This window comes from Moritella sp. F3 (genome assembly GCF_015082335.1).
Taxonomy (GTDB): Bacteria; Pseudomonadota; Gammaproteobacteria; order Enterobacterales; family Moritellaceae; genus Moritella.
In genome coordinates, this window is the sequence record NZ_BLRL01000003.1 from 108863 (window position 1) to 131648 (window position 22786).

A 22786-nucleotide genomic window follows, 5' to 3' on the forward strand; every position below is an offset into this window, starting at 1 on the left:
ACTCTAAATCGCATTAAATTAATGAAGGAATATCTATGTTTAACTCGAAACTAAAAGTGTTGTCTCTCGGTTTATTTCTGGCATTTTCTGTCGGCTGCAGTGAACCAACAGAGCAGCAAGTCATGGTGCAACAAGCAGTAAAGATTGAACAAGCGGATAGCTGTCATTTATGTGGCATGACAATCAGTAACTTCCCTGGGCCTAAAGGCGAAAGTTATACCGCCAACCAAGACAATATTAATAAATTTTGTTCTACGCGGGATCTGTTTGGCTTTATTCTACAGCCTGAAAACAAACGCCAAGTGAAAGAAGTGTTTGTGCATGACATGAGTAAATCCCCTTGGGGTCAACCGAACGATGAGCATTTTATCGATGCTAAAGCAGCTTGGTTTGTCATCGGCTCAAGTAAAAAAGGCGCGATGGGGCAGACGTTAGGTAGTTTTAGTGCTAAATCAGATGCGGAGATTTTTGTGCAGGAATTCGGTGGCCAACTGTATACATTCGATGACATAACGCTTGCAGATCTTTAACTAAAACGGGTGTAAAGGCTGGGAGTTGTAGTCATCATAAGAAACACACAAACAGATCCATTGTTATGTGTGTTTTTAGCGTGTATCGCTACACGCTATATCGCTTCATTAAACGTTACACAACAACGTATTGTTTTGCTTGTCTTGCTTCAACGATATATCTTCTTTTTAATTTCTTAGCCATGTCTGGAGTTAGATCAGAATGTAATAATTCTAATGTACTTTGGCCTTTACTTTTTAAGTATGCTGCAACTAATGGACGTGTTGGGTCTGCGTGACCTTTTGCCCACTCGTAGCTTTTAATTGCGTTTGCTGGTGGTGTTTTCTTTGCTGCGATATAAACACTGCCATCAGGAAAAGATACGCGGTAAATATTGATCATTTTTGTCTCACTTTATTCTTCGTCATCAAAATACTAAATTTTATCGCCATAGTATGACAGCTTTTAGGGTGTTAAACATAATTACTTGGTTCTAGCACCGAAGCAATTGGTTAATTGACTACTTATTTAATGTACTCGGTATTAATGTTGATGGATGAAACGCTGATGCTTTAAGCAGTTGGCTTGATTGTATAGGCCTAAACTTGATTATGTTGGTAAGCCCCTTTAAATTTAGTATATTAATTGTTAATTTAAACGGATGAGTATTAATAACTTATATTTAAATAATAAATACGTAATTTCAAAGGTTTATAGATTATGAATCAAGCAATTAAATATACAACGATCGCGGCATGGAGTTTATCTATCGCTAATGCGCTAGATGCGAGAGGGTTTAATCCTAATGAGGTGTTTAAAAATGCTGGTATCTCATTAACGGATATACAGGATGACCCGAATTCCTTGCTTGATATAAAACAGATGACGGCATTGTGGAAAGAAGTCGCACTGATCACGCAGATGCCACACTTTGGCCTGATTGTCGGTCAATACTCAAATATAAAAAAGAATCATATTTATAATCACCTTATCAAAAAGTCGGACTCTTTGCTGCAAGTCCTTGAAGGCTTGCCGAGTTATTACGGTAAGTTAAGTAATTCAGTGTGTCTTACGTTGAATAATACCCCGCATTTACTGGGCGTAACTATCTCACCACTGGAAGGTGTTGAAATCAGTGATATGTCTATTGATGCGTTTTTCTCTTCTTTTGTCAGTATCATTAATGACTTTGTTGATTCCGATTCGTTTATACATCACGTTGATTTTGTGCGTAATAAGCCTAAAAGTACACGTCCTTGGTCAGATAGTTTTAACTGTGAGACCAAGTTTGCTCAGGAAGTTAATTGTCTGTGGTTGAATAAATCTGTGTTAACGCAGTTCTCAGTAAAAAGCCTCATGCTTGAAAAGAAAATGGCCATTAATTCTGACCTCGATAAAATGTCATTAACTGAAAAGATTGAGCGCCTTATACACAGTTCAATTGCTCATAGTGAACCGACTCTGGACGAAATCGCGGTGATGTTAAACATGAGTGTGCGTTCAATTAGTCGTAGTTTGAAAGAAGAAGGTTTGAGTTTTAGAGATATCTTAAAGCACAAGCGCCAAGAATTGGCAGTACATTATTTGACGAAAACAGAAGAGCCAATCTTAATCATTTCAGAAAACTTAGGTTATAAAAATATGGGTAACTTTACCCGCGCATTCCAAGCCTGGTTCGGCCAATCGCCGTCGCAATACCGTGAAGATCATCGTAAACAATTATCGTAAAAATAAGTTCATTGACAGCGCGCTTAGATTCAAATACTAAGTGGGCGCAAAATGATAAACAGCTTGTTAATAAGTTGTGATACCTTGTCATTATCATAACTACTAATGGCTAGATGGACATGTTTAATAAAAAGAACTTAAGCAGACGTATTCAAAACACGATCTACAACAATTGTAATTTAAAGAAACACTTACCATTAGCAGTTATTGCTTCAGGTAGTTTATTTTTAGCTGCTTGCGGACAAAGCGATGATGAGAAATTCGCGAGCACTAACCCAGATAAATACGGTTTTACGCCAGCCTCTGAATATACCACTGAACTGAATCAATCAGTATTAGAAGAACTTCCTTTCGAAAACAAGCAAGATTTTACCGATGCTAACCGTGGCTTTATTGCAACTCTGCCAGAGTTTGTTGTTAAGTACACAGATGGCACAACAATCATGGATTTGTCTGCTTATGACTTTATTAATGGGCAAGCGCCAAACAGTGTCAACCCAAGCCTGTGGCGCCAAGCTAAACTAAACAATATCAATGGTCTGTTTAAAGTAACGGAAGGCATTTACCAAATTCGTGGTTTCGATTTGGCCAATATGACAATCATTGAAGGTAAATCCGGTTGGATCATTGTTGATCCGCTAACAACGTCAGAAACGGCGAAAAAAGCCCTCGATTTTGTGAATAAGCAACTGGGCTACCGCCCTGTATCGACCATCGTATTTACCCATAGCCACATGGATCATTTTGGTGGTGTGAATGGATTACTTGAAGCGGCTGGTAATGATGTTGCAGATATTGAAGTAGTTGCTCCGGGTGGCTTTATGGAAGAAGCGACCAATGAAAATATCATTGCTGGTCCTGCAATGAGTAAACGTGCAAGTTATATGTATGGTAATTTATTACCACGCTCAGAAAGGGGCCACGTTGATGCAGGTCTAGGTAAAGCAGTCCCATTTGGCACTTTCAGTATCTTAGCGCCAACGTTAACGGTTAGTAGTAATGAAACACAAATTATTGATGGTGTTGAATTTGAATTCCAAATCGTCTCTGGCACAGAAGCGCCATCGGAATTCACCTTCTACTTACCAGCAATGAAAGCATATTGTGGTGCCGAAATGGTATCTAAGACGATGCATAACTTGTATACCCTACGTGGTGCACATGTACGTGATGCTGTGTTGTGGAGTAAGTCGATTGATGAAGCCATTGAAGAACAAAAAGAAGCTGATATTTACTTTGGCTCTCACCACTGGCCTGTCTGGGGACAAGATAATATCAATGAATTCTTGGTGACTCAGCGAGATACTTACCAATATATTCACGATCAGTCTGTACGTATGATGAATGCAGGTTTAACACCGAAAGAAATTGCTGAAGAAATCGAAATGCCACCAAAACTGGCTAATACTTTCTCTAGCCGTGGTTATTACGGTACAGTGAAACATAATGCTAAAGCCATTTATCAGGCTTATCTTGGTTGGTACGATGCAAACCCTGTTAACTTAGATCCATTACCTGAATATGAATCTGCGGCTAAGTATGTGAAATTAATGGGCGGTGCAGAAGCGGTTATCATTAATGCACAAGCGGCTTATGATAAAGGTGAATACCGTTGGAGTGCTGAGCTATTAAACCACCTTGTGTTTGCAGATGCTGACAATAAAGCTGCAAAAGAATTACTTGCGAGTAGTTATGATCAGTTAGGTTATCAAGCTGAATCAGCGCCTTGGCGTGATGTTTACTTATCTGGAGCCTACGAGTTACGTCATGGTGCGGCAGACAAAGTGATCGACTTAGCATCGATGAAAGTGATTATGCTAGAAACGCCAGTTGATAAGTTCTTTGAAAGTATGGCTGCGCGATTGATTGGTCCTGAAGCATTTGGTGAAGAGTTTACGTTGAACATTAATTTCACTGATTTAGATAAAAACTATGTGTTAAAACTTGATAACGCCGTATTACGCCATGAACTTGCGCCTAAAGATAAGGCTGCGGATGCAACACTAAACATTAGCCATGAGTTGTTTATTGATTTGGTTATTGGTGTAGCAGGCGTATCTGAAGTATTACTTTCAGATGACTTGAGTATTGAAGGCAGTAAACTTGGTTTAGTTAACTTCTTCTCATTACTTGATCAACCTGAAGGTGTGTTTAATATCGTTACACCTTAATTGGGTGTTGATGAAAAAGTAATTGGGTAAGTAAAAGCACGCTATTTATAGCGTGCTTTTTTTATGTATTTAGTCTGTCACGATGGCTTTTTGTCGTTCAGAATTTAATTAGCGTAGTGTTTTTGAGAAAAACTCATCAAGCTTAGTAACCGCTTGGTTGACGTATTTCTCTTGGTCATAAAGGTCGAAGTGTTGCGCACCATCAATTTTAAATAGTTCTGCATCTTTACCTGCTTCAAGGCCTCGTGTTACAGCTACTTCACTAAAGTAAGCTGACAGTGCTTCCGTACCAACAATCGCTAGGAATGGCGTATCACCAATTAGCTTCATGTTTTCTGATGGGTTATAGGCATAACGCGTATCCAATGACATCGCTGCTCGCAGTGGCGTGTAGTTCACCGCTGCTGCACCACGCTCAGGATTACGGTAATAGTCAGCTGCTCGAACCCAAAACTCGTTCATTGTTTTGGCCTTTTCAGCTGACGGAATACCATCAACTAAAACAACTTCACCTGTTTCATAGTATTTTTGGCGTGCATCGCTCGCCATTTGAATTTGTTGACGGTATTGCTCGATTGGGTCGCCAGTGAGTTGATCCATGTACTGGGTTGCACCGCCCATGCCATAATCAGTAAAATCAACAAAACCACTGACTGTCGCCACTGAATCTAAACGCGTGTCTTGTGTTGCTACTTGTATACTGTAACCAGCGCCAGAACAAATACCGAGTTCACCCACTCGTTCTGGATCTACGCCAGGGAAGTTACTTAAGAAAGTGATGGCATTCTTAATGTCTTCAACTTTCATTGGTGCGTTTTCCATGCCGCGAGGATAACCGCCACTTGCACCGTATGTGCGGTGGTCGAATGCTAACGTAATGTAACCTTCCTTCGCCATTTTCTCTGCATAAATACCAGCCGTCTGCTCTTTAACACCACTTGCAGGCGTGATAACAACAATCGCAGGGTAGCTCTTATTTGCATCATAGTGAGGAGGTAAGAATACGTTACCTGCGACACGTACATTTTCACTTAAAAAAGATACTTTGTTCTTGCCCTGCTGATATTCAGCACCAAGGAAGGTATCAGCCATGACAGGGGTTGCACTAAGCATCGCTGCTGCTACTAAAGATAGACTAATTGATTTAAGCTTTTTCATTTTATTCTCCAATTAAATTCAGGCTGTTTTGAAAACAAGACGAATTATATGGAGAGTTTCATTGTTGATATATAGCTGGTAATGCAAATCTGTGTTGAGTATAACTCAACAATAAATATAACTTATACTCTCTAATTTGTGCTACTTAGGGCTGCCTTATTTGAAATCGATCAATATAAATCGGCTTCAAAGCGCTGCTTGATAAAATTAATAAATGTTCTGAGCCGCTTAGGTTGATATTTATCTCTATGGTATACAGCTGAAAATAAAACGGAGGGTATATGCCATTGAGGTAGAATTTCGACTAGTTCCCCGTCACGTATCGCATCACGACAATACATGCGAGGCACTCGGATAATACCGTTTCCTATTAGCGCATTGGTAATAAGTGCATGGCCGTTCTTCGTAACTAAATGCCCCTCGACGGTAACATCAAGCTGTTCATTTTGATCTTCAACTGATTGGAAACTCCAACGCTTAACAGAGCCTGTAAGACATCGATGATCACCCAGCTCTTTAGGGTGTTCAGGGTTACCGTATTGCTTGATATAGCTTGGGCTTGCCAGCGTTATGATCTCGATATCCATTAATTTCTTGGCAATAAAGCCTGAATCCTCTAGCTGTCCCATACGAAAAGCAATATCAAAATCGTCTTGGATCAAGTCTATTCGATGGCTACTAAAATCGAGGTGAACTTGGATATACGGGTATTCCAGCATAAAGTCAGCAAGGTACTTAGATATGATACTTTCACCAATATAACCCCCTACACAACTCACTCTAATAAGTCCACGCACCTCTTCGGTATCATCGACTGCTGCAATCAAGGCTTGATCTATTCCGTTGATGGATTTCTCACACTCTTGATAAAGGCGTTCACCTGCTTGAGTTAGCTTCAAACTACGCGTGGAGCGAGTAAGCAGTGTCACGCCCATTTGTTTTTCAAGCGAACTTATTTGCCGGGACACATGAGAGCGAGAAACGGATAAGGCTTCAGCGGCTTTAGTGAAATTACCCAATTGAGCAATAAGCACAAAAGATCGAATATCCGCTAGGTTGACGTTGTTTATCATTAATGATCCTCTCACTTTATTTGTCATCACACTGCAACAGTAAATCAACTATAACGCTATATATCAACAAAAGGGCATGTTTTATTATTCTCTGCATTGAAACACATCGTCAATATCAGACACACTTGGAGAATATAACGTGGCAATTCAAACGCTAAATCCTTACACCAACGAACTTGAAAAGAGTTTTGATGCTATCTCTGACGTAGAGATTAAACTTGCGATCAATAGTTCTCATTCTGCGTTTCTAGATTGGCGAAATACCTCTGTCGAGGAGCGTGCTCAACTGTTGTTGAACGTTGCTGATTTACTCGAAAAAAATGCAAGTCACTATGCTGCATTGATGACCAAAGAAATGGGCAAACTGTTTCGTGAAGGCATTGAGTGGGAAATTCCTAACTGTGTAGATATGTGTCGCTACTATGCCCAACATGCTGCAGAGTTCCTAAAACCTCAAGCAATCGAGCATGTACAAGCAGGCAAAGCACATATTGAGAGCTTACCTATGGGGGTTATTTTCGGGATTATGCCGTGGAACTTCCCATTTTATCAAGTAATTCGCTTTGCGGTTCCAAACCTGATGGCCGGTAATACAGTGCTATTTAAACACGCATCTAATGTCCCACAGTGTGCGATTGCACTTGCTGAACTCTTTGAAGAAGCAGGTTTTCCAAAAGGTGTTATCACCAACCTATTAATGTCAGCATCTCAATCTGAGCTGGTTATTAGCGATAAACGTGTTCAAGGTGTATCACTGACAGGCAGTGAACGCGCAGGCTCTGCGGTAGCGGCACTAGCAGGTAAATACCTTAAGAAAGTGGTGATGGAGTTAGGTGGCAATGATCCATTTATTGTCCTGGCTGATGCTGATGTTGAAAAAGCGGCAGACATAGCTTTAATTGCTAAGATGTTCAATTCTGGCGAGGTATGTACCGGGGCTAAGCGATTTATCATTGCTGAAGAAGTTTACGATGAATTTATGTCATTGTTTACTCAAAAAATGGCAGCAATGAAAGCCGGCGACCCAATGGATATGACCACTGAGTACGCACCGCTTGTTAGCGAGAAAGAGTGTCAGTCATTACTTGAACAGATTCAAAATGCGGTAACAGAAGGTGCAACCTTAGTCACAGGTGGAGAGCGAGAGTCATTAGCGGGTGCATGGCTGAAACCGACAATACTGACTGATGTTACTGAAGAGATTAGCATCTTTGACCGTGAGTTATTCGGACCTATTGCTGTTATTTACAAAATTGCATCAGAAGAAGAGGCTATCGCGCTAGCAAACAACAGCGCTTACGGCCTGAGCTCTGCAATCATATCTCGTGATGAAGACAAAGCCCGCGCTATCGCTTCACAACTAGAAACCGGCGTTTCATTTATCAATAGCCACACGATTTCAGAACCTTGTTTACCGTTTGGTGGCGTGAAAAATTCTGGATTTGGACGAGAACTAGGCCGAGCGGGAATGGATGAGTTTGTAAATAAAAAACTCGTACGTTCACTTTAATCTATCAAGTAGGTAAGTAAAAGCACGCTCGCTAGCGTGCTTTTTTGTGTCATTTAATTTGTTATGTTTAATTTGTGACACGATCAAGCATGCTCATTAACTTATCACCATCCACACTGTGTATATTTGTCGTGTAGTAATCTAGGCTATATTCTATATTTAACGAAAAATATAAGCTTTGTTTAAGGTGGACTTTTATTGCTTTCTCAATCTCGAGACTTAAATTCTGGGTGAATGCTTTATCTCGATGAGGCTTTGTTAATAATGATACTGTCACGAGTATGTGCGAGTATTTATATTGAGAACAAGGATAAGCTCTTGATTTACATTCGCCAGCGCTGGCATCTTTTCCATTGATAATACTTTCGACATCATTAAAAATAGTATCAACATTAATGTTTAAATTATCAGAATATTTAATTTCTACATGAGGCATATAAATCGATTCCCTTAACGTATGAGTTTATTATCCAACAATACGTATAGCGTAAATGTGCATTTTATTTCATTACGATAAACACTACCAAATATAAGATTTATTATAAATAGATAATGGTGAATAGCGGTGATAAATAATAAAGCTAAGGTATGTTTCAGCCATAAAAAAGCACGTCATAAGACGTGCTGATTAGTTTCATATTAAGCGATGAATGACTAGAAAGTGTAATTAACCTTAATACCGAACGTGCGCTCAGGTCCAAATACGCCAATCACGGGGCCTGATGTTGCCCCTGAGCCATAGCCATAACCGTACTTAGCAAGGGTATATTCTTCATCAAATAAATTTTTAGCCCACAGGTTCACTGCAAGTTCACCTGTCTTAAGCGGGATCTCAGCCAGTGTTAGGTCTAAGTTTATCAATGAAAAACTGTCATTTTCTAAGATGTCTAAGCCATTATTACTGCTGTAAAAGGCGCCACGATAAATATTGGTTAGCAATACTGTTGGTTGGCCAAAGTCAGTTTTATCAAAGCGGTAAATAAATGACGTTAAGATAGTCTGTTCTGGTGCTTGCGGGATAGCATCTGGCACATCGCGGGTTATTGGGTTAATGTCCGTTTCGCCAGAAATTCGTGATTTAACTTCATCTCTGTGGCTGTATTCATCGTATTCCATTTGTAGGTATGAATAGTTAAATTTAACCATGGCATTCTTAGATAGGAAGGCGAACAAATCTAGATCTACACCATATGAATGGGCTCTCTGTACATTGTAGGTATCCACCATAGTCGGGTGTACACGATTGGATGTATTCGCTTGGTGGTTCTTAATATCATTATAGAAAGCAACGGCGTTTAACTGCAGTGCTCGATTGGCGAAATTACCTTGAAAACCGATGTCGTAAGTCATCATGGTTTCTTCATCAAAGCCATTTTCGAAATTGTCTACACCAGCAAGGGCATTAAAGCCACCTGGGTTCCAGCCTTTACGTACAGAAGTATAGATATTCTTTTCACGGCCAACTTCATAATTTAATTTAATCGATGGTAATAACATTTGGAATGACGCTGAGCTTTCAATATAAACGTCATCGATATCATTACCTGCGCCAGCATTACCTAATGCTCCTGGGCATAGAGCTGTCACTAAGGCCCCTGCGAATTGATTCAGTGGGTTTTGTGGATTGACGATAGCGCCACCTGTTGGGGCGAATTGGCAATTGCCATCATATTGTTTATTCGCGTTAACATTAACCCACTCTTGGCGTAACCCGGCGGTGATAGTGAATTTATTATCGAGGATTGCAGGAATGAAACTTGCCTCACCATAAACCGCAATATTTTCTAATTCCCCTTGAGTTGAAGTGGCAAAACTGGATGTTTGTGTACCTTGATACAAATCACCAGGATTAACCGTCATCCCATTAGGTAAAGTATAATCAGTGTTATTCACATAACGCTCGTTGTCGGCATAGGCTGTCGAATCACTGTCCTCGCTGTAATATAAAGTGCCAAGGTTAAAGTTAATGCGATCGTTAACAGCGCTGCTGCTTAAACGAAATTCTTGTGACCATTGGCTAACATCTAAAGTACCACCTGCGATAGATTCTTGAGTGCCAATAACTGCATCGGTATTACCATCTGACATTCTGTAAGAGCTAATAGATTCAAATTTAGTACGCTCGTTAAATTGCCATTCAACACCAAAACGATGACCTTGTGCTGTATGGTCATTGCTGTCTTCTAAGTATAAATCCGTTGAGGTTTGGCGATCTTCATTCGCATCGCCAGGGTTTAAGCTATCACTGGCTAATAACTGGATGTAAGGACTGAGATAATCGGCATCAGAATAGTCGTAAGCGTAATCGACGGTGAGGTGTTTATTGGGTGTCCAGCGAAATGCAGCTGTAACTGCACTGGTATCAATATCACCAAAGTTACCGGTAGCTTTTTCGCTGGTGGATGTGATCGCGCCTTCACGACTAAAACTGGAAATGCTAAAGCGGCCACTAAGGGTGTCGCTCAACGGGATGTTAATCATAGTTTTTGATTTTAGTTCGTTTTGACTACCCACTGAAAATTGTTGTTGGAGTTCAAATTCGTCGGTTGGTTTAACTGATACATAGTTAACACTGCCGGCTAATGCGTTACGACCGGTATTGGTTGTTGGCCCTCGGCTATAGACAACATCATCAAGGTCAACGACGTCAGCGGCTAAGCCAACGGTTCTTCCCATGTAAACACCATCATGGTTGATGGTGACTGCACTGTTTTTTGTTGCTTGTGTATCTAGGCTTGAAAAACCACGAATAAACACAGCCCTGTTGGCTTTAGTGGTAGGCAAGGGGGCAAGGTTTATTTCTGGGATCTCAGTTTTATTTTTGGCAGTGGCTGTTTTAGCGATTGTGTTCATTGAAGAAATAGCTGCGACTTCTTGCGTAAATGTAATTGATTTCGGCTCACTTGCTACTTCCTCAGCAAATGATGTTACCGGTAATAAAGCACTTATAATTACCGGCGTTATTGAGCTAATGTTTGATTTAATCATAAAGACCTATCCTTGGATTAACATTTATTTAACGACAACGGAAAGGTATCACAGCAAATACGTATATTATTTATCATTTCACGCCATATGTAACAGGTTGTTCTTTTTCGATAAGAACTTAGTGTATTAATTATTATTTTATATCAGTAGTTTAATGATATTTAATTTTATGTTTTTGAAATAAGAGACAGTGCGTCATGGTTGGCGTTAAATGATAAATCCATTGTTATAGAGCTGTGATATCTTGAACCTGTTTTCAATCATTCATACTCATCACTAAGGAATAAATTCATGGATACGAATACAAAATTTCGATTAACAGCACTGGCTGCTGTCGTTACACTGTCGACATTGATGGCTGGTTGCTCGATGATTAATACTGATGCAGATCCGAAAGCGCTTCCTGAATATAAACTGACTGATTGGAAACCTGTTGGCGTACCAAACGCTGGACCTATAAGTGATACGGTTCCGGTTCTCAATACCTTTCATACTATGCATGGCAGTATTAATAATACCGACCAGCTGATGATTGCAACTGCGCCTGAGCAAGAGCTAGCTTGGGTTGCTGAAACTCAGTTTTATGTCCCTGAAGGTCCGTCGATTGACCAGCAAGGCAACTTGTATTTCAGCCCTTTTCGCCCTAATGAAGATGTAAGCCTTGTTGCTCTTGATGGCAAGACGGGTGAGCGCCGTTGGACATTACCTGCACATGGCGATATAAGTGGCTCTGGTGCAACCTTAATCCTAAACTCACCTGAGCATAAACAAGAAGTTATTTATCATTCCACTTATCAAAATATTTGGGCTGTGACAACGGATGGCGACATTCTATGGACTAAAAAAACGGGCTTAACATGGGATACAGATGAAAGTGCCTCTCCTCATGCCTGGGGGGTTAATTTTGTACCCGGTTTAAACGCATTGAGCGTGGTGACGGGCAACGGTAAAATAATGTTATTTGATCGTTTAACAGGCGATGCATTATTAGCTGAAGCATTTGATTTACCGGGTTCACCGGCAGTGAATAATTTAGATGCGCGTCCACCTGGGTTTGTGCGTAGCTGGGCTGATGAAGCCGCGGCAGAGCAATTTGGTAAACCAAAAAATGGGGACGGATTATTCACTACGATCACTGATATTATTTTTGGCGGTGGTCGTGAAGTAACCAATTTTTATGCCAGTGATCCGATTTCGAATCGTTTGTACGTAGCAGCTACAGCCCCTGATGAACTTGATGGCACCAAAGATAATATCTCTGAACTTGGCGCCTTGTATGCGTTAGATATTGTAGCGACGACAGAAGGTCAGTATAAATTAGACATTGCAGGCCGTTTTGATTTTGATGGCGGTACCGGGGCAACACCATCGGTGAGTAACGATGGTCAAAAAATATTTACCACAGATGATCACGGCAATATCATCGCGCTTTCTCGTGATTTAACCGAAATTTGGCGAGTTAATGTGGGTGAGAAAATTGCTGCATCACCAGCAATCGGCTCTGATAATGGCGAAATTTATGCGATCACTATGCATAAGATTGTCAAACTACAAGATAACGGTGATTCAGGTGAGTTAGTTTGGAATGCCAATCTTGATATGTTCCCTGACTTTAATTCAATTAATGCCTTAACACCGACAATTACTGCCAATGGTGTTGCTGTGAGTATCGGTGCCGTTAAAAGCTATGGCAGTGTGGATTTAATGGTCGGTGTAGGTTTCGGGTTACTTGATAAAGACACGGGTAATGTGATCAGCTTTGTTGAGGGGGCGGAAGAATCAATTGCAGTGACTGTAGTCGCGCCTGATGGTGGCTTTGCCATTGGTCATTCACCAACACGCCGCTTAGCAGCGAAAGGCATATTAGGGGATAATTCAGATGCTATTATTGGCGGTATTGCCCGTTATGTGCCGACTAATCCGGAATTAGTTGCCCGTGATGCGGTTTGTATGGCGGTACGTTATAGTGAGCGTCAGCAAAGTTACAGCAAGGCAGGTAATGAACATGCTTATCAATGGGATCACAAGCAGATACAAGTATTAGTTAATCAAGCTGAAAATGCGTTGGGGCGCGAACTTGGTGACTTAACTCAAGAGTGTGAAACATTAACTGTACAGTTAGATAAAGCCGACAATACAGCTGCATAATACTTATATACCAAGCTACTTCAAATGGACAATCAGCAAATCAAATGAAGGGTATATTAAACATTAAATGATTGAGCGATGATTACAGTTTTAGTAATCATCGCTTTTTTTATGGGAAAAGATGATGTTAATAAGGAAACGAATAGTAATTTATATTAGACTCGGGGACATATATTAGAGTGTTGAGTTAACTCACGGAGTAATAATGGCTTTTTATGATAAACCAGCTGAAATGTCAGCGTTTAATGCAAAGTTTGAAGCACAGAAAATAGCCTTTGCACCCGTTGCATTTCAGGTAGCACGCTGCCTATTAAAATTTGGTATTTTAAAAGCGGTGGATGATTCTGGTAAACAAGGCATCAGCTTATCAGCATTGACAGACAAGCTTGATACCAGTGAATACGGTATCAGTGTATTGCTCGATATGGGACTAAGCATGGGGCTAGTATGGCAGCAAAATGACAACTTCATTTTAGATAAAGTGGGTTATTTTTTGCTTAACGATGATATGGCGTTAAAGAATCTCGATTTTACCCACCATGTTTGTTACCAGGGTCTGTTTGATTTAGATAAAGCCATTGAAACCGGTACGCCAGCTGGCCTGCATGTATTTGGTGATTGGAAAACAATTTACCCTGGACTAAGTCAACTACCGGAAGAAGCAAAGCGCAGTTGGTTTGAGTTTGATCACTATTATTCAGATCATGCCTTTCCTGAAGTACTGGCATTATTGTTTGAACACAAGCCAAAACATATATTAGATGTGGGCGGTAATACCGGTAAATGGTCATTAGCATGTACCAAACATGATGCTGACATTAATGTGACAATTATGGATTTACCGGGACAGTTAAATGTTGCGCTAGCAAATGCTAAAGCGGCCGGTGTTGCAGATCGCGTACACGGCCATGAAACCGATTTACTCGATGAAAGCCGCACTTTCTTTGATGGTGCAGATACCATTTGGATGAGTCAGTTTCTAGATTGTTTCAGTAAAACTGAAATTTTAAGTATTCTTAAGCGCGCTGCAGATGTGATGACTGCCGATAGCCGTTTATACATCTTAGAAACATACTGGGACAGACAACCTTATGAGGCTGGCGCTTATTGCGTTAATGCGACATCTATCTATTTTACGGCTATGGCGAATGGCAATAGTCGTATGTATCACTCAAAAGACATGATGCGTTTGATTCAAGAAGCGGGTTTGTATGTTGATCAAGATACCGATGATCTTGGTCTCGGACATACGCTGTTAGCCTGTAAGAAGAAATAGCAATACTAAAAGACGATTATAAAAAGTAAAGCAATGGGATATTTTGTAAGCGAAAGTAAGCGTTGTTAATTGCTGGGTTTACAATCAAATAGCCATTATCATACGATATAGTAGCATAAAACATCTTTTGTAACATGTTGATAAATAGTGTTATTACTATTTAGTTATTGATTTGTTATTAATGATTAATTAAAATGGCGGCATATTAATTGTCGCCATTTTTGTTTTAGGAGAAACCATTGCTGTTACATCTAGAAAGTATTAACGCTTGGTCAACTTTCGACGCTGAAAAAGCGAATCATACTGGCGATAATAAAACCAATACACCAGCTTGGCCAAAACTCGAATTTGTACCATCGATGCAGCGCCGTCGTTTAAGTCCTTTCGCTAAAATTGCACTTTATACCGCTGAAAATGCGCTTTCTACACCTTCTCCATCTGTTGAAACAGCAGAACAAGCGGCACAAATTGATATTGTGTTTTCCAGTCGTCATGGTGATTTGCATAAAACCGCGGAACTATTAACAGAATTAAGCGCAGACCAAGATATTTCTCCAACTGCGTTCAGTACTTCGGTACATAATGCGGTACCGGGTTTATACAGTATTCTCAAACAGAACAAGCAAGCTATCAATGCCATATCGGCGGGGAAAGATAGCTTCTTTTATGCGTTGGTTGATGCGTACGCACGGCTTAAGTCAGGGCGCTCTAATAAACTCCTAATAGTCCATGTTGACCGTCAGTTACCTGAATTGTATTCACCGTTTGCAGATGAACAACAAGTTGATCATGCGGTTGCTATGGTGGTTACGTCGGCACTTACGCCTGCGACAATCGCTAGTATCGATATGAATTTCAACGCATCTATTGATATTGAAAAAGACGACGTTGAATTGAAATTACCAGCGGCGTTATGCTTTATGCATTGGTTTGATGCGACAGCAAGTTCAGTGTTGTTATCACAACAATTATTACAAACGCAAAAACCATTACTGTATCACTCTGATCGTCATGTTTGGACTTGTGAGTTAATCACTGGAATGACGGATGCTTAAGGCGCTTAACTATTTATTTAAGGCTGTTAACTATCTTTGGCGGTTATTTGCTACAGCGCTGTGCTTCAGCCTATTTGGTGTGGGTGGTGTCATACTGACGGTATTGGTGTTTCCGTTACAAAAATTGTGTATTCGCGGAGAGCAAGCACAAAAGCGAGCTGCACGTAAAACCGTACATTATAGCTTTCGATTCTTTATTGCTACGATGGCTTTTACCCGTATTTTTGAATTTGAGCTGCGTGACCGTACTGAATTGGCACAGTTACAAGGGCAACTAATTCTCGCTAATCACCCTTCTTTAATTGATGTGGTGGTTATGCTTTCTATGCTACCGAATGCAGATTGTGTCGTTAAAGCACACTTATTCCGTAACCCATTTATTCGTGGTGTTATTAAAAATACCGGTTATATCAGTAATGACGACCCTGATGCCTTGCTTGCTGCGTGTAAATTATCGCTAGCACAAGGTAATAATTTGATTGTGTTTCCAGAGGGGACTCGTAGCGTTCCCGGAAGAGCTGTGTCATTTCAACGTGGCGCGGCTAATATTGCGTTACGCTGTCAGGCTCCAATCACCGCTGTTATTATCAAGGTGACACCAAGCACATTAACGAAAGCGGAATCTTGGTATCAAATTCCCAGTGATAAAGCCAAATTCACGCTGCAATTGAGCCGTGGTGTACCTGCTGTTTCAATTGCTGACGATATATCGATGAGTAAACAAGTGCGCCATTATTGCCGCGAACTTGAATGTTATTTTAAACAGGAACTACAATCCCATGACAGAACTAAAAACTGAGCTTAAGCAGCTTATTATTGCTGAGTTAGACCTTGAAGATATTGCCGTAGAAGACATCAACGACGCGGATGCATTATTCGTTGAAGGTTTAGGTTTAGACAGCATCGATGCACTTGAATTAGGCTTAATTCTAAAGAAACATTATGACATCAAAATCGATGCTAATTCAGAAGAGATTAAACAGCATTTTTCATCGATTAATGCACTAAGTGCATTTATTACTCAGACACGTATAACGGCTTAATTAAGGATTTTCCATGCAATCTAGAGAACAGATCTACCAAACATTAGCCGATATCTTAGTTGAAGAGTTTGAAATTGATGCCGACGACATTAGCTTAAGCGCACACCTTTATACAGATTTAGACTTAGACAGTATTGATGCGATTGATTTGGTGATTAAACTGCGTGACATTACCAACGAAAAAATTGAACCTGAAGTATTTAAATTAGTTCGTACAGTAGAAGACGTGGTTAACGAAATTGAAAAGCTAACGTCAGCTAAATAATTGCTGCCTGCCTAGTTCATCACGACATTGCATGTTGAAGATTCGATTTTGAAGAAACAATGTTTAATCATTTATGTTTAAAAACTTATGCTTAAAAAAACACTGACGGTGCTGTTGGGATTATGCTTATTGCTGTATCCCTTTGCGGTTTATTTAGGGCTCAATTATGTGAGTCCTTTTTGGCTTGCGCTGGGTTTATTAGTCTTGTTGCTATCGCGTTTGGTGATGTTGCGCGGGGTATTAAATAAAATGCCCTGGCTACTACCTGCAACCGCATTAGGGGGCTTAGCAATCGTCATGTCGTTATTTACGGACTCTGTGATTGGTTTTAAGTTATACCCGCTGATGGTCAATTTTGCCATGTTTGCGGTATTTGCTTATTCCTACTTTAAACCGCCAACTGTGATTGAAACTTTTGCGCGTCTGCAAGATCCTAATTTACCCGATCATGCATTAAGTTATATCCGTAAAGTGACATTGGTGTGGTGTGGTTTCTTCATTATTAACGCCAGTATTTCATTATATACCGCGCTGTATAGCAGCTTTAAAGTATGGACGCTGTATAACGGTTTTATTGCTTATATTTTGATTGGCAGTTTAGCTGGCATTGAGTTCATCGTGCGCTTTTTTATACAACGAAGAGATGTGCAACGTCGAAAGGAAAGTGTAAGTAATGACTAAAACAGCGTTAAACCAGCGAGACATTTGTTTTTATATTAATGAACGCGCTGTTAGTTTTAATCAGTTTAGTGCTGATATTGACCGTGCTCGCAGGGATATAGCACAAATTGATGCTGAGAGTGTATTGCTGTTTCATCAATCAAGTTATCATTTTGCGGTGGGCTTTTTTGCCTTAGCATTCGAAGGTCGCCATATTGTCATGCCACCCAATGCACAGCAGCAAACGCTCATGCATATGGCGCCGGAATGTCAGGCTACATTAGGTGATATCAAGGTCGATGGCCTAAGTGCGATTGATATGAATAACGCGATTAATGGTGGTAATGCTAGCAACCATGATTCAGATGTATCTGCTGGAGCATTACCAAGCAGGGCTGGATTGTTTACACCATTAGATTGTCAAATTACCTTTTTTACCTCAGGTTCAACAGGCCAACATAAACCGATTGTGAAACAGTTTAGTCAGCTTGACTGCGAAGTTGATGTGCTGATTAAAACCTTCCGTCAGCGTTTAGATGCAACGAAATTACTCGTGAGTACCGTTTCTCATCAGCATATTTATGGGCTGCTATTTAAACTGTTGTTACCGTTGAAATCGGGTTTAGCTATTGTTAATGAGACTTTTGAATACCCAGAACACATTAGTCAGTGCCTCGGGAATGATGACTGTCAAACGGCGTTATTAATCTCTAGTCCTGCGCACCTTAAACGGCTGAGTTTAGACAATGTGTTAATCGCGAACAAAGCGCAGCTACAAGGTGTGTTTAGTTCAGGCGGTCCATTACCTTTTACTATCGCGCAAGACTTGTTTAATCAGCTAGGACAAGCACCAATCGAAGTCTTTGGTAGTACCGAAACTGGCGGTATCGCATGGCGACAGTGTCAGGAGTCAAGCCCAAGTGCATGGCGTGTTTTCCCTGATATCAGTTATCGTGTTATGGCTGAAACCGCACAACTGGTATTAACATCGCCGTATATTGCCGGTGATGATTACGTTACCGAAGATCGCGTCGAGTGTATCGACAGGCAACATTTCACCATGTTAGGTCGCGCTGACCGCACTATTAAGCACGAAGAAAAACGCATTAACCTCGACCATATGGAACGTTGTTTACAGCAGCATGAATTTGTTAATGAAGTGCGAGTGATTGTCCTTGATGGCGAGAAAAAACAAGTACTCGCAGCCGTTATTGAATTGACTGAAGTAGGGCAAGTCTTCCTGCATCAAAAAAATAAAAAATCATTAAACGATTGCTTTAAATTGCATTTACTCGGTGAGTTTGAACGTATCTGTTTACCTAAAAAATGGCGTTATCCAGACACTATGCCGTTTAACTCTCAAGGTAAGTTAGTGATTAAAGAATTGGAGAAATTGTTTGACTGAATTAGTAAAAGTGAACGCAACTATCTTGAGTAAAGTGCTTAGTGAAGATTGCGCTGTATTGATTTTGCATATCCCGACCGATTTGGACTATTTTAAAGGTCACTTTGATCAAGCGCCAATCTTAGCGGGTGTGGTACAACTGCATTGGGCGGCCGAATTTGCACAACAATACTTAGACATTGCAGCAACGGATGTGATGGATATACAAGTGCTTAAGTTTCAAGAAATGATCTTACCGGGTCATGAAGTTGTGCTTACACTGACGAAGAAATCCACCGAGAAAGTGCTATTTAGTTATCAGTCGACAATGGCAAACGGTGAGGTTAAATCGCATTCATCAGGTCGGCTTATTTTTGCCTCTGCAGATGTAGCTGAGAATGCTTTAACAAAACCTAAGGCTCTAACAAAATCAGAGGCGGGTGAGGCGTGAGCTATTGTATTGTCATTCCAAATTATAACCACATTGTCGTTATTGATAAGTTGTTAGGCGATTTAGCACAATACAACTTGCCTGTGATCATGGTGAATGATGGCAGTGATGCTGACAGCGCCGCATTTATGCAAACTTTAGCGAATAAATACAGTTATGTAACGTTAGTATCTCATCGCCATAATCAAGGCAAAGGTGCTGCGGTACAAACCGGATTAAAATACGCCCATGATATGGGCTTTAGTCACGTGCTCCAAGTCGATGCAGACGGTCAACATGATATTACTGACATTACTAAGCTGGTGGCCTTATCGCAAGCGCAGCCTAATAAGCTGATCAGTGGTCAACCTATTTATAATGAATCAGTTCCTAAGCACCGTTATTACGCTCGATACTTAACCCATGTTTGGGTATGGATTGAAACGCTATCATTTGATATCAAAGATACCATGTGTGGATTTCGCGTATACCCACTGGCCGAGACATTAGCTTTATTGGCTAAGCACAATAGCGTTGGCCAATACATGGCGTTTGATACCGAAATTATGGTGCGCTTATATTGGGATGGCGTAACAACAACCTTCTTACCAACGAAAGTGAATTATCCTGAAAATGGTGTGTCACACTTCCGCTTATGGGAAGATAATGTGGCGATTTCATGGATGCACACGCGTTTAGTATTCGGCATGTTAAAACGCTTACCGCAGTTATTATTACGTAAATTAAGTGCGTAAATTCAAAGACCGATTTAAACATGTTTTAGGTATAAGTTTAGATATAGTTTAAGACTCATTTAGGAACAGGCAGGTTATGTCAGAGACGGTTCATTGGTCAAAAATGCAAGAGCGCGGTACTTTTCTGGGCATGAAAATATTGTTGCTTTGCTATGCTATTTTAGGCCGTAAAGGTTTGTCCATTATTCTTTATCCCGTGATTGTGTATTTGTATTTCACTGGTGGCGAAAGCAAAAAAGCATCATTAAATTATTTAGCTAAAATTGCCCAGCGTAAAGGCTGGAGTAAGCGACCTGGTCACCGCGAAGGCATCAAGCATTTTTATACCTTTGCCCAAGGTGCATTTGATAAGATCGACGCCTGGACAGGCAAGATCACCATGGATCAAGTTAATTATAACTATGATGATAAATTTAGAAAACTACTTGAAGAAGAGCAGGGCGCGGTATTTATTGGTTCGCACCTGGGTAATTTAGAAGTATGCCGAACCTTAAGTGTCGGTAAATATAAGACGCGTATTAATGTCTTGGTATTTACTCATCACGCGGTTGAATTTAATAAAATAATGCAAAAGATTAACCCGAATGTAAACGTTAACTTTATTCAAGTGAAAGACGTAGGTGTTGATCTCGCTATCTTATTAAAGCAGCGCGTTGAAGCGGGTGAGAAAGTGGTTATTGTTGGTGACCGCACCAGTACAACGACCCCTGGACGCGTAGTCTATGCTGACTTTTTAGGTCAGCAAGCGCCGTTCTCACAAGGACCATTTATTTTAGCATCACTACTTGAATGCCCTGTGTATTACCTATTTTGTTTAAAAGACGGTGACAAATATAACCTGATTTTTGAGCATGTAGCAGACCAATTAAAGTTTGCCCGTAAAACCAGACAAGCCGAAATAGGCGAATTAATTAATCAGTATGCACAAAGGTTAGAACACTTTTGTCTGCAGTATCCGTATCAATGGTTTAACTTTTTTGATTTTTGGCAAGAAGACCATAAAGTAGAACGTAAGAAATAGTTTGGAGAAGTCAGTGGCTAACACGAAAGCAACAATTAAGTTTGGCGAATCACGTTTATCGATTGAAGATATTGTAGCGATTGCGAAACAACAAAAACACGTTAGCATCAGTGATGCACCAGAGTTAACTCATAAGATTGACTCTGCGTTAGCTTTCTTAGATAGCTTGTTAAAAGAAGATGGCGTGATCTATGGGGTAACCACAGGTTATGGCGATTCGGTCACAGTGAAAGTACCGCTAAGTTTAGTGCATGAATTACCACTGCATTTAACCCGTTTTCACGGTTGTGGCTTAGGTCAGTTATTTAGCACGATGGAAGGGCGCGCTATTTTAGCAACGCGTCTTAACTCATTAGCACAAGGCTATTCAGGCGTTAGCTGGGAAATGCTGAACTTATTAGCAGCCTATTTAGAACACGACATTATCCCTGCGATCCCACAAGAAGGGTCGGTAGGCGCAAGTGGTGATTTAACCCCGCTTTCTTATGTTGCTGGCGCACTGGTTGGCGAGCGTGATGTGTATTATAAAGATCAGATCCGCAACAGTGGTGAAGTGATGCGCGAGCTGGGTTTAATCCCATTAGTATTGCGACCTAAAGAAGGCTTAGCAATCATGAACGGTACTGCTGTTATGACTGCTGTGGCTTGTTTAGCATTCGATCGTGCTAACTATGCCACGAAACTGGCCGCGCGTATTACCGCGATGGCGAGTTTGTCGATTAAAGGCAATAGTCATCATTTCGATGAGATCTTATTTTCGGTTAAACCGCACCCAGGTCAGCAACAAGTTGCAACCTGGATCCGTAATGACTTAAATCACGCAGAACACCCGCGTAATGCTGACCGTTTACAAGATCGTTATTCTATCCGTTGTGCGCCGCATGTTATTGGCGTGCTACAAGATTCACTGCCGTTCTTCCGTCAAATGATTGAAAACGAGCTGAACTCGGCGAACGATAATCCAATCATCGATGGTCCGGGTGAGCATGTATTACATGGTGGTCATTTCTACGGTGGCCATATTGCGATGGCGATGGATAGCATGAAAACGGCAGTGGCAAACTTAGCTGATCTCGCCGATCGTCAGCTCGCGTGTTTGGTTGATACGAAATACAGTAATGGCTTACCATCAAATTTATCGATGAGCAGTGAAGAACGCCGTTATATTAACCACGGTTTTAAAGCCATGCAGATTGGTGCGTCAGCGTACACTGCCGAAGCTTTAAAACAAACCATGCCAGCGAGTGTATTCTCACGTTCAACAGAATGTCATAACCAGGATAAAGTCAGCATGGGCACGATAGCGTCACGTGATGCGATGCGGGTTCTGCAGTTGACTGAACAAGTATTGGCGACGACTTTACTGGCGACTGTACAAGGTTTACGTATTCGTATTGAACGTGAAGAGTTAAATTTAGCTAGTTTACCAATGCCAGTGCAAGACATGTATAACGACATTTGCAGCTTCTTTGAACCATTAGTTGAAGACCGTCCAATGGAAAGTCTATTACGTTTTACAATTGATGCGATCCAAACTCAACGTTGGGCGCTCTATCAGTAAGCTAAGAGATAAACCTGGTGCAAAATAAGCCGCTTATACGCATCGGGTGC

At 40.7% G+C, this 22786-nt stretch carries 21 protein-coding genes; 16 read left to right on the forward strand and 5 right to left on the reverse strand.

All coding sequences use genetic code 11. The features are described from left to right. Positions 1 to 35: 35 nt before the first annotated feature. A complete protein-coding gene (locus JFU56_RS06745; RefSeq protein ID WP_198436535.1) occupies positions 36 to 530 on the forward strand; it encodes a nitrous oxide reductase accessory protein NosL in 495 nt (164 codons plus the stop codon). 115 nt (positions 531 to 645) lie between these two features. Here the strand turns inward: JFU56_RS06745 and JFU56_RS06750 are convergent, their stop codons facing one another. Then, positions 646 to 912: a hypothetical protein gene (locus tag JFU56_RS06750; RefSeq protein ID WP_198436536.1), complete on the reverse strand. Its 267-nt coding sequence runs from the start codon at positions 910 to 912 to the stop codon at positions 646 to 648. Positions 913 to 1230: 318 nt separating this feature from the next. On the opposite strand from JFU56_RS06750, the gene JFU56_RS06755 reads away from it, so the two are divergent. Beyond that, positions 1231 to 2238, forward strand: a complete 1008-nt coding sequence (locus JFU56_RS06755; protein WP_198436537.1) for an AraC family transcriptional regulator — start codon at positions 1231 to 1233, stop codon at positions 2236 to 2238. Positions 2239 to 2357: 119 nt separating this feature from the next. After that, positions 2358 to 4409 (forward strand): alkyl/aryl-sulfatase, encoded by a 2052-nt coding sequence (locus tag JFU56_RS06760; RefSeq protein WP_198436538.1) that lies wholly within the window; start codon positions 2358 to 2360, stop codon positions 4407 to 4409. Between the two features lie 108 nt (positions 4410 to 4517). On the opposite strand, the gene JFU56_RS06765 is transcribed toward JFU56_RS06760, so the two are convergent. Further along, positions 4518 to 5567 (reverse strand): alpha/beta hydrolase, encoded by a 1050-nt coding sequence (locus tag JFU56_RS06765; RefSeq protein WP_198436539.1) that lies wholly within the window; start codon positions 5565 to 5567, stop codon positions 4518 to 4520. Positions 5568 to 5737: 170 nt separating this feature from the next. Then, complete coding sequence (locus tag JFU56_RS06770; protein ID WP_198436540.1) at positions 5738 to 6640, reverse strand: LysR family transcriptional regulator; 903 nt, start codon at positions 6638 to 6640, stop codon at positions 5738 to 5740. Between the two features lie 139 nt (positions 6641 to 6779). Between JFU56_RS06770 and JFU56_RS06775 the strand changes: the two genes are divergently transcribed. Next, complete coding sequence (locus JFU56_RS06775) at positions 6780 to 8150, forward strand: NAD-dependent succinate-semialdehyde dehydrogenase (RefSeq protein WP_198436541.1); 1371 nt, start codon at positions 6780 to 6782, stop codon at positions 8148 to 8150. 67 nt (positions 8151 to 8217) lie between these two features. Here the strand turns inward: JFU56_RS06775 and JFU56_RS06780 are convergent, their stop codons facing one another. Together JFU56_RS06780 and JFU56_RS06785 are read right to left on the reverse strand one after the other, a co-directional pair. Next, on the reverse strand, positions 8218 to 8586 hold the full coding sequence (locus tag JFU56_RS06780; RefSeq protein ID WP_198436542.1) for a hypothetical protein: 369 nt from the start codon (positions 8584 to 8586) through the stop codon (positions 8218 to 8220). A 218-nt stretch (positions 8587 to 8804) separates the two neighbouring features. Further along, positions 8805 to 11138, reverse strand: a complete 2334-nt coding sequence (locus JFU56_RS06785) for a TonB-dependent receptor (RefSeq protein WP_198436543.1) — start codon at positions 11136 to 11138, stop codon at positions 8805 to 8807. Positions 11139 to 11429: 291 nt separating this feature from the next. Between JFU56_RS06785 and JFU56_RS06790 the strand changes: the two genes are divergently transcribed. From JFU56_RS06790 to hutH, 12 genes are all read left to right on the forward strand, one after another. Next, positions 11430 to 13286, forward strand: a complete 1857-nt coding sequence (locus tag JFU56_RS06790; protein WP_198436544.1) for a PQQ-binding-like beta-propeller repeat protein — start codon at positions 11430 to 11432, stop codon at positions 13284 to 13286. Positions 13287 to 13491: 205 nt separating this feature from the next. Next, a complete protein-coding gene (locus tag JFU56_RS06795) occupies positions 13492 to 14562 on the forward strand; it encodes a class I SAM-dependent methyltransferase (protein WP_198436545.1) in 1071 nt (356 codons plus the stop codon). Between the two features lie 239 nt (positions 14563 to 14801). Then, positions 14802 to 15617 carry a beta-ketoacyl synthase chain length factor gene (locus JFU56_RS06800; RefSeq protein WP_198436546.1) on the forward strand — a complete coding sequence of 272 codons (816 nt, stop codon included), beginning with the start codon at positions 14802 to 14804 and terminating at the stop codon, positions 15615 to 15617. After that, on the forward strand, positions 15610 to 16416 hold the full coding sequence (locus JFU56_RS06805) for a 1-acyl-sn-glycerol-3-phosphate acyltransferase (protein WP_198436547.1): 807 nt from the start codon (positions 15610 to 15612) through the stop codon (positions 16414 to 16416). Before JFU56_RS06800 ends, JFU56_RS06805 begins: the two co-directional genes overlap by 8 nt. Next, the gene (locus JFU56_RS06810) at positions 16397 to 16660 is read left to right on the forward strand and encodes a phosphopantetheine-binding protein (RefSeq protein WP_198436548.1); all 264 of its coding nucleotides are present in this window, start codon (positions 16397 to 16399) and stop codon (positions 16658 to 16660) included. Before JFU56_RS06805 ends, JFU56_RS06810 begins: the two co-directional genes overlap by 20 nt. Positions 16661 to 16673: 13 nt before the next feature. Further along, positions 16674 to 16925 (forward strand): acyl carrier protein, encoded by a 252-nt coding sequence (locus JFU56_RS06815; RefSeq protein ID WP_198436549.1) that lies wholly within the window; start codon positions 16674 to 16676, stop codon positions 16923 to 16925. 168 nt (positions 16926 to 17093) lie between these two features. Continuing rightward, entirely contained in the window at positions 17094 to 17606 is a 513-nt protein-coding gene (locus JFU56_RS06820) for a hypothetical protein (protein WP_242065892.1), read from the forward strand. Beyond that, a complete protein-coding gene (locus tag JFU56_RS06825) occupies positions 17599 to 18990 on the forward strand; it encodes an AMP-binding protein (protein WP_198436551.1) in 1392 nt (463 codons plus the stop codon). Before JFU56_RS06820 ends, JFU56_RS06825 begins: the two co-directional genes overlap by 8 nt. Further along, entirely contained in the window at positions 18983 to 19420 is a 438-nt protein-coding gene (locus tag JFU56_RS06830; RefSeq protein WP_198436552.1) for a hypothetical protein, read from the forward strand. The genes JFU56_RS06825 and JFU56_RS06830 overlap by 8 nt, the downstream gene beginning before the upstream one ends. Then, a complete protein-coding gene (locus JFU56_RS06835; protein WP_198436553.1) occupies positions 19417 to 20154 on the forward strand; it encodes a glycosyltransferase family 2 protein in 738 nt (245 codons plus the stop codon). The genes JFU56_RS06830 and JFU56_RS06835 overlap by 4 nt, the downstream gene beginning before the upstream one ends. A gap of 76 nt (positions 20155 to 20230) precedes the next feature. Beyond that, positions 20231 to 21175 carry an acyltransferase gene (locus JFU56_RS06840; protein ID WP_198436554.1) on the forward strand — a complete coding sequence of 315 codons (945 nt, stop codon included), beginning with the start codon at positions 20231 to 20233 and terminating at the stop codon, positions 21173 to 21175. Between the two features lie 13 nt (positions 21176 to 21188). After that, positions 21189 to 22736, forward strand: a complete 1548-nt coding sequence (hutH, locus tag JFU56_RS06845; protein ID WP_198436555.1) for a histidine ammonia-lyase — start codon at positions 21189 to 21191, stop codon at positions 22734 to 22736. Positions 22737 to 22786 lie beyond the last annotated feature (50 nt).

What these genes read in the sequence shown, in the direction of transcription:
- JFU56_RS06780 (WP_198436542.1), bottom strand. Translation starts at nt 8,586, where the DNA reads ATGCCTCATGTAGAAATTAAATATTCTGATAATTTAAACATTAATGTT.
- JFU56_RS06810 (WP_198436548.1), top strand. Translation starts at nt 16,397, where the DNA reads ATGACAGAACTAAAAACTGAGCTTAAGCAGCTTATTATTGCTGAGTTA.
- JFU56_RS06790 (WP_198436544.1), top strand. Translation starts at nt 11,430, where the DNA reads ATGGATACGAATACAAAATTTCGATTAACAGCACTGGCTGCTGTCGTT.
- JFU56_RS06785 (WP_198436543.1), bottom strand. Translation starts at nt 11,138, where the DNA reads ATGATTAAATCAAACATTAGCTCAATAACGCCGGTAATTATAAGTGCT.
- JFU56_RS06755 (WP_198436537.1), top strand. Translation starts at nt 1,231, where the DNA reads ATGAATCAAGCAATTAAATATACAACGATCGCGGCATGGAGTTTATCT.
- JFU56_RS06795 (WP_198436545.1), top strand. Translation starts at nt 13,492, where the DNA reads ATGGCTTTTTATGATAAACCAGCTGAAATGTCAGCGTTTAATGCAAAG.
- JFU56_RS06745 (WP_198436535.1), top strand. Translation starts at nt 36, where the DNA reads ATGTTTAACTCGAAACTAAAAGTGTTGTCTCTCGGTTTATTTCTGGCA.
- JFU56_RS06750 (WP_198436536.1), bottom strand. Translation starts at nt 912, where the DNA reads ATGATCAATATTTACCGCGTATCTTTTCCTGATGGCAGTGTTTATATC.
- JFU56_RS06840 (WP_198436554.1), top strand. Translation starts at nt 20,231, where the DNA reads ATGTCAGAGACGGTTCATTGGTCAAAAATGCAAGAGCGCGGTACTTTT.
- JFU56_RS06815 (WP_198436549.1), top strand. Translation starts at nt 16,674, where the DNA reads ATGCAATCTAGAGAACAGATCTACCAAACATTAGCCGATATCTTAGTT.
- JFU56_RS06765 (WP_198436539.1), bottom strand. Translation starts at nt 5,567, where the DNA reads ATGAAAAAGCTTAAATCAATTAGTCTATCTTTAGTAGCAGCAGCGATG.
- JFU56_RS06770 (WP_198436540.1), bottom strand. Translation starts at nt 6,640, where the DNA reads ATGATAAACAACGTCAACCTAGCGGATATTCGATCTTTTGTGCTTATT.
- JFU56_RS06805 (WP_198436547.1), top strand. Translation starts at nt 15,610, where the DNA reads ATGCTTAAGGCGCTTAACTATTTATTTAAGGCTGTTAACTATCTTTGG.
- JFU56_RS06760 (WP_198436538.1), top strand. Translation starts at nt 2,358, where the DNA reads ATGTTTAATAAAAAGAACTTAAGCAGACGTATTCAAAACACGATCTAC.
- JFU56_RS06825 (WP_198436551.1), top strand. Translation starts at nt 17,599, where the DNA reads ATGACTAAAACAGCGTTAAACCAGCGAGACATTTGTTTTTATATTAAT.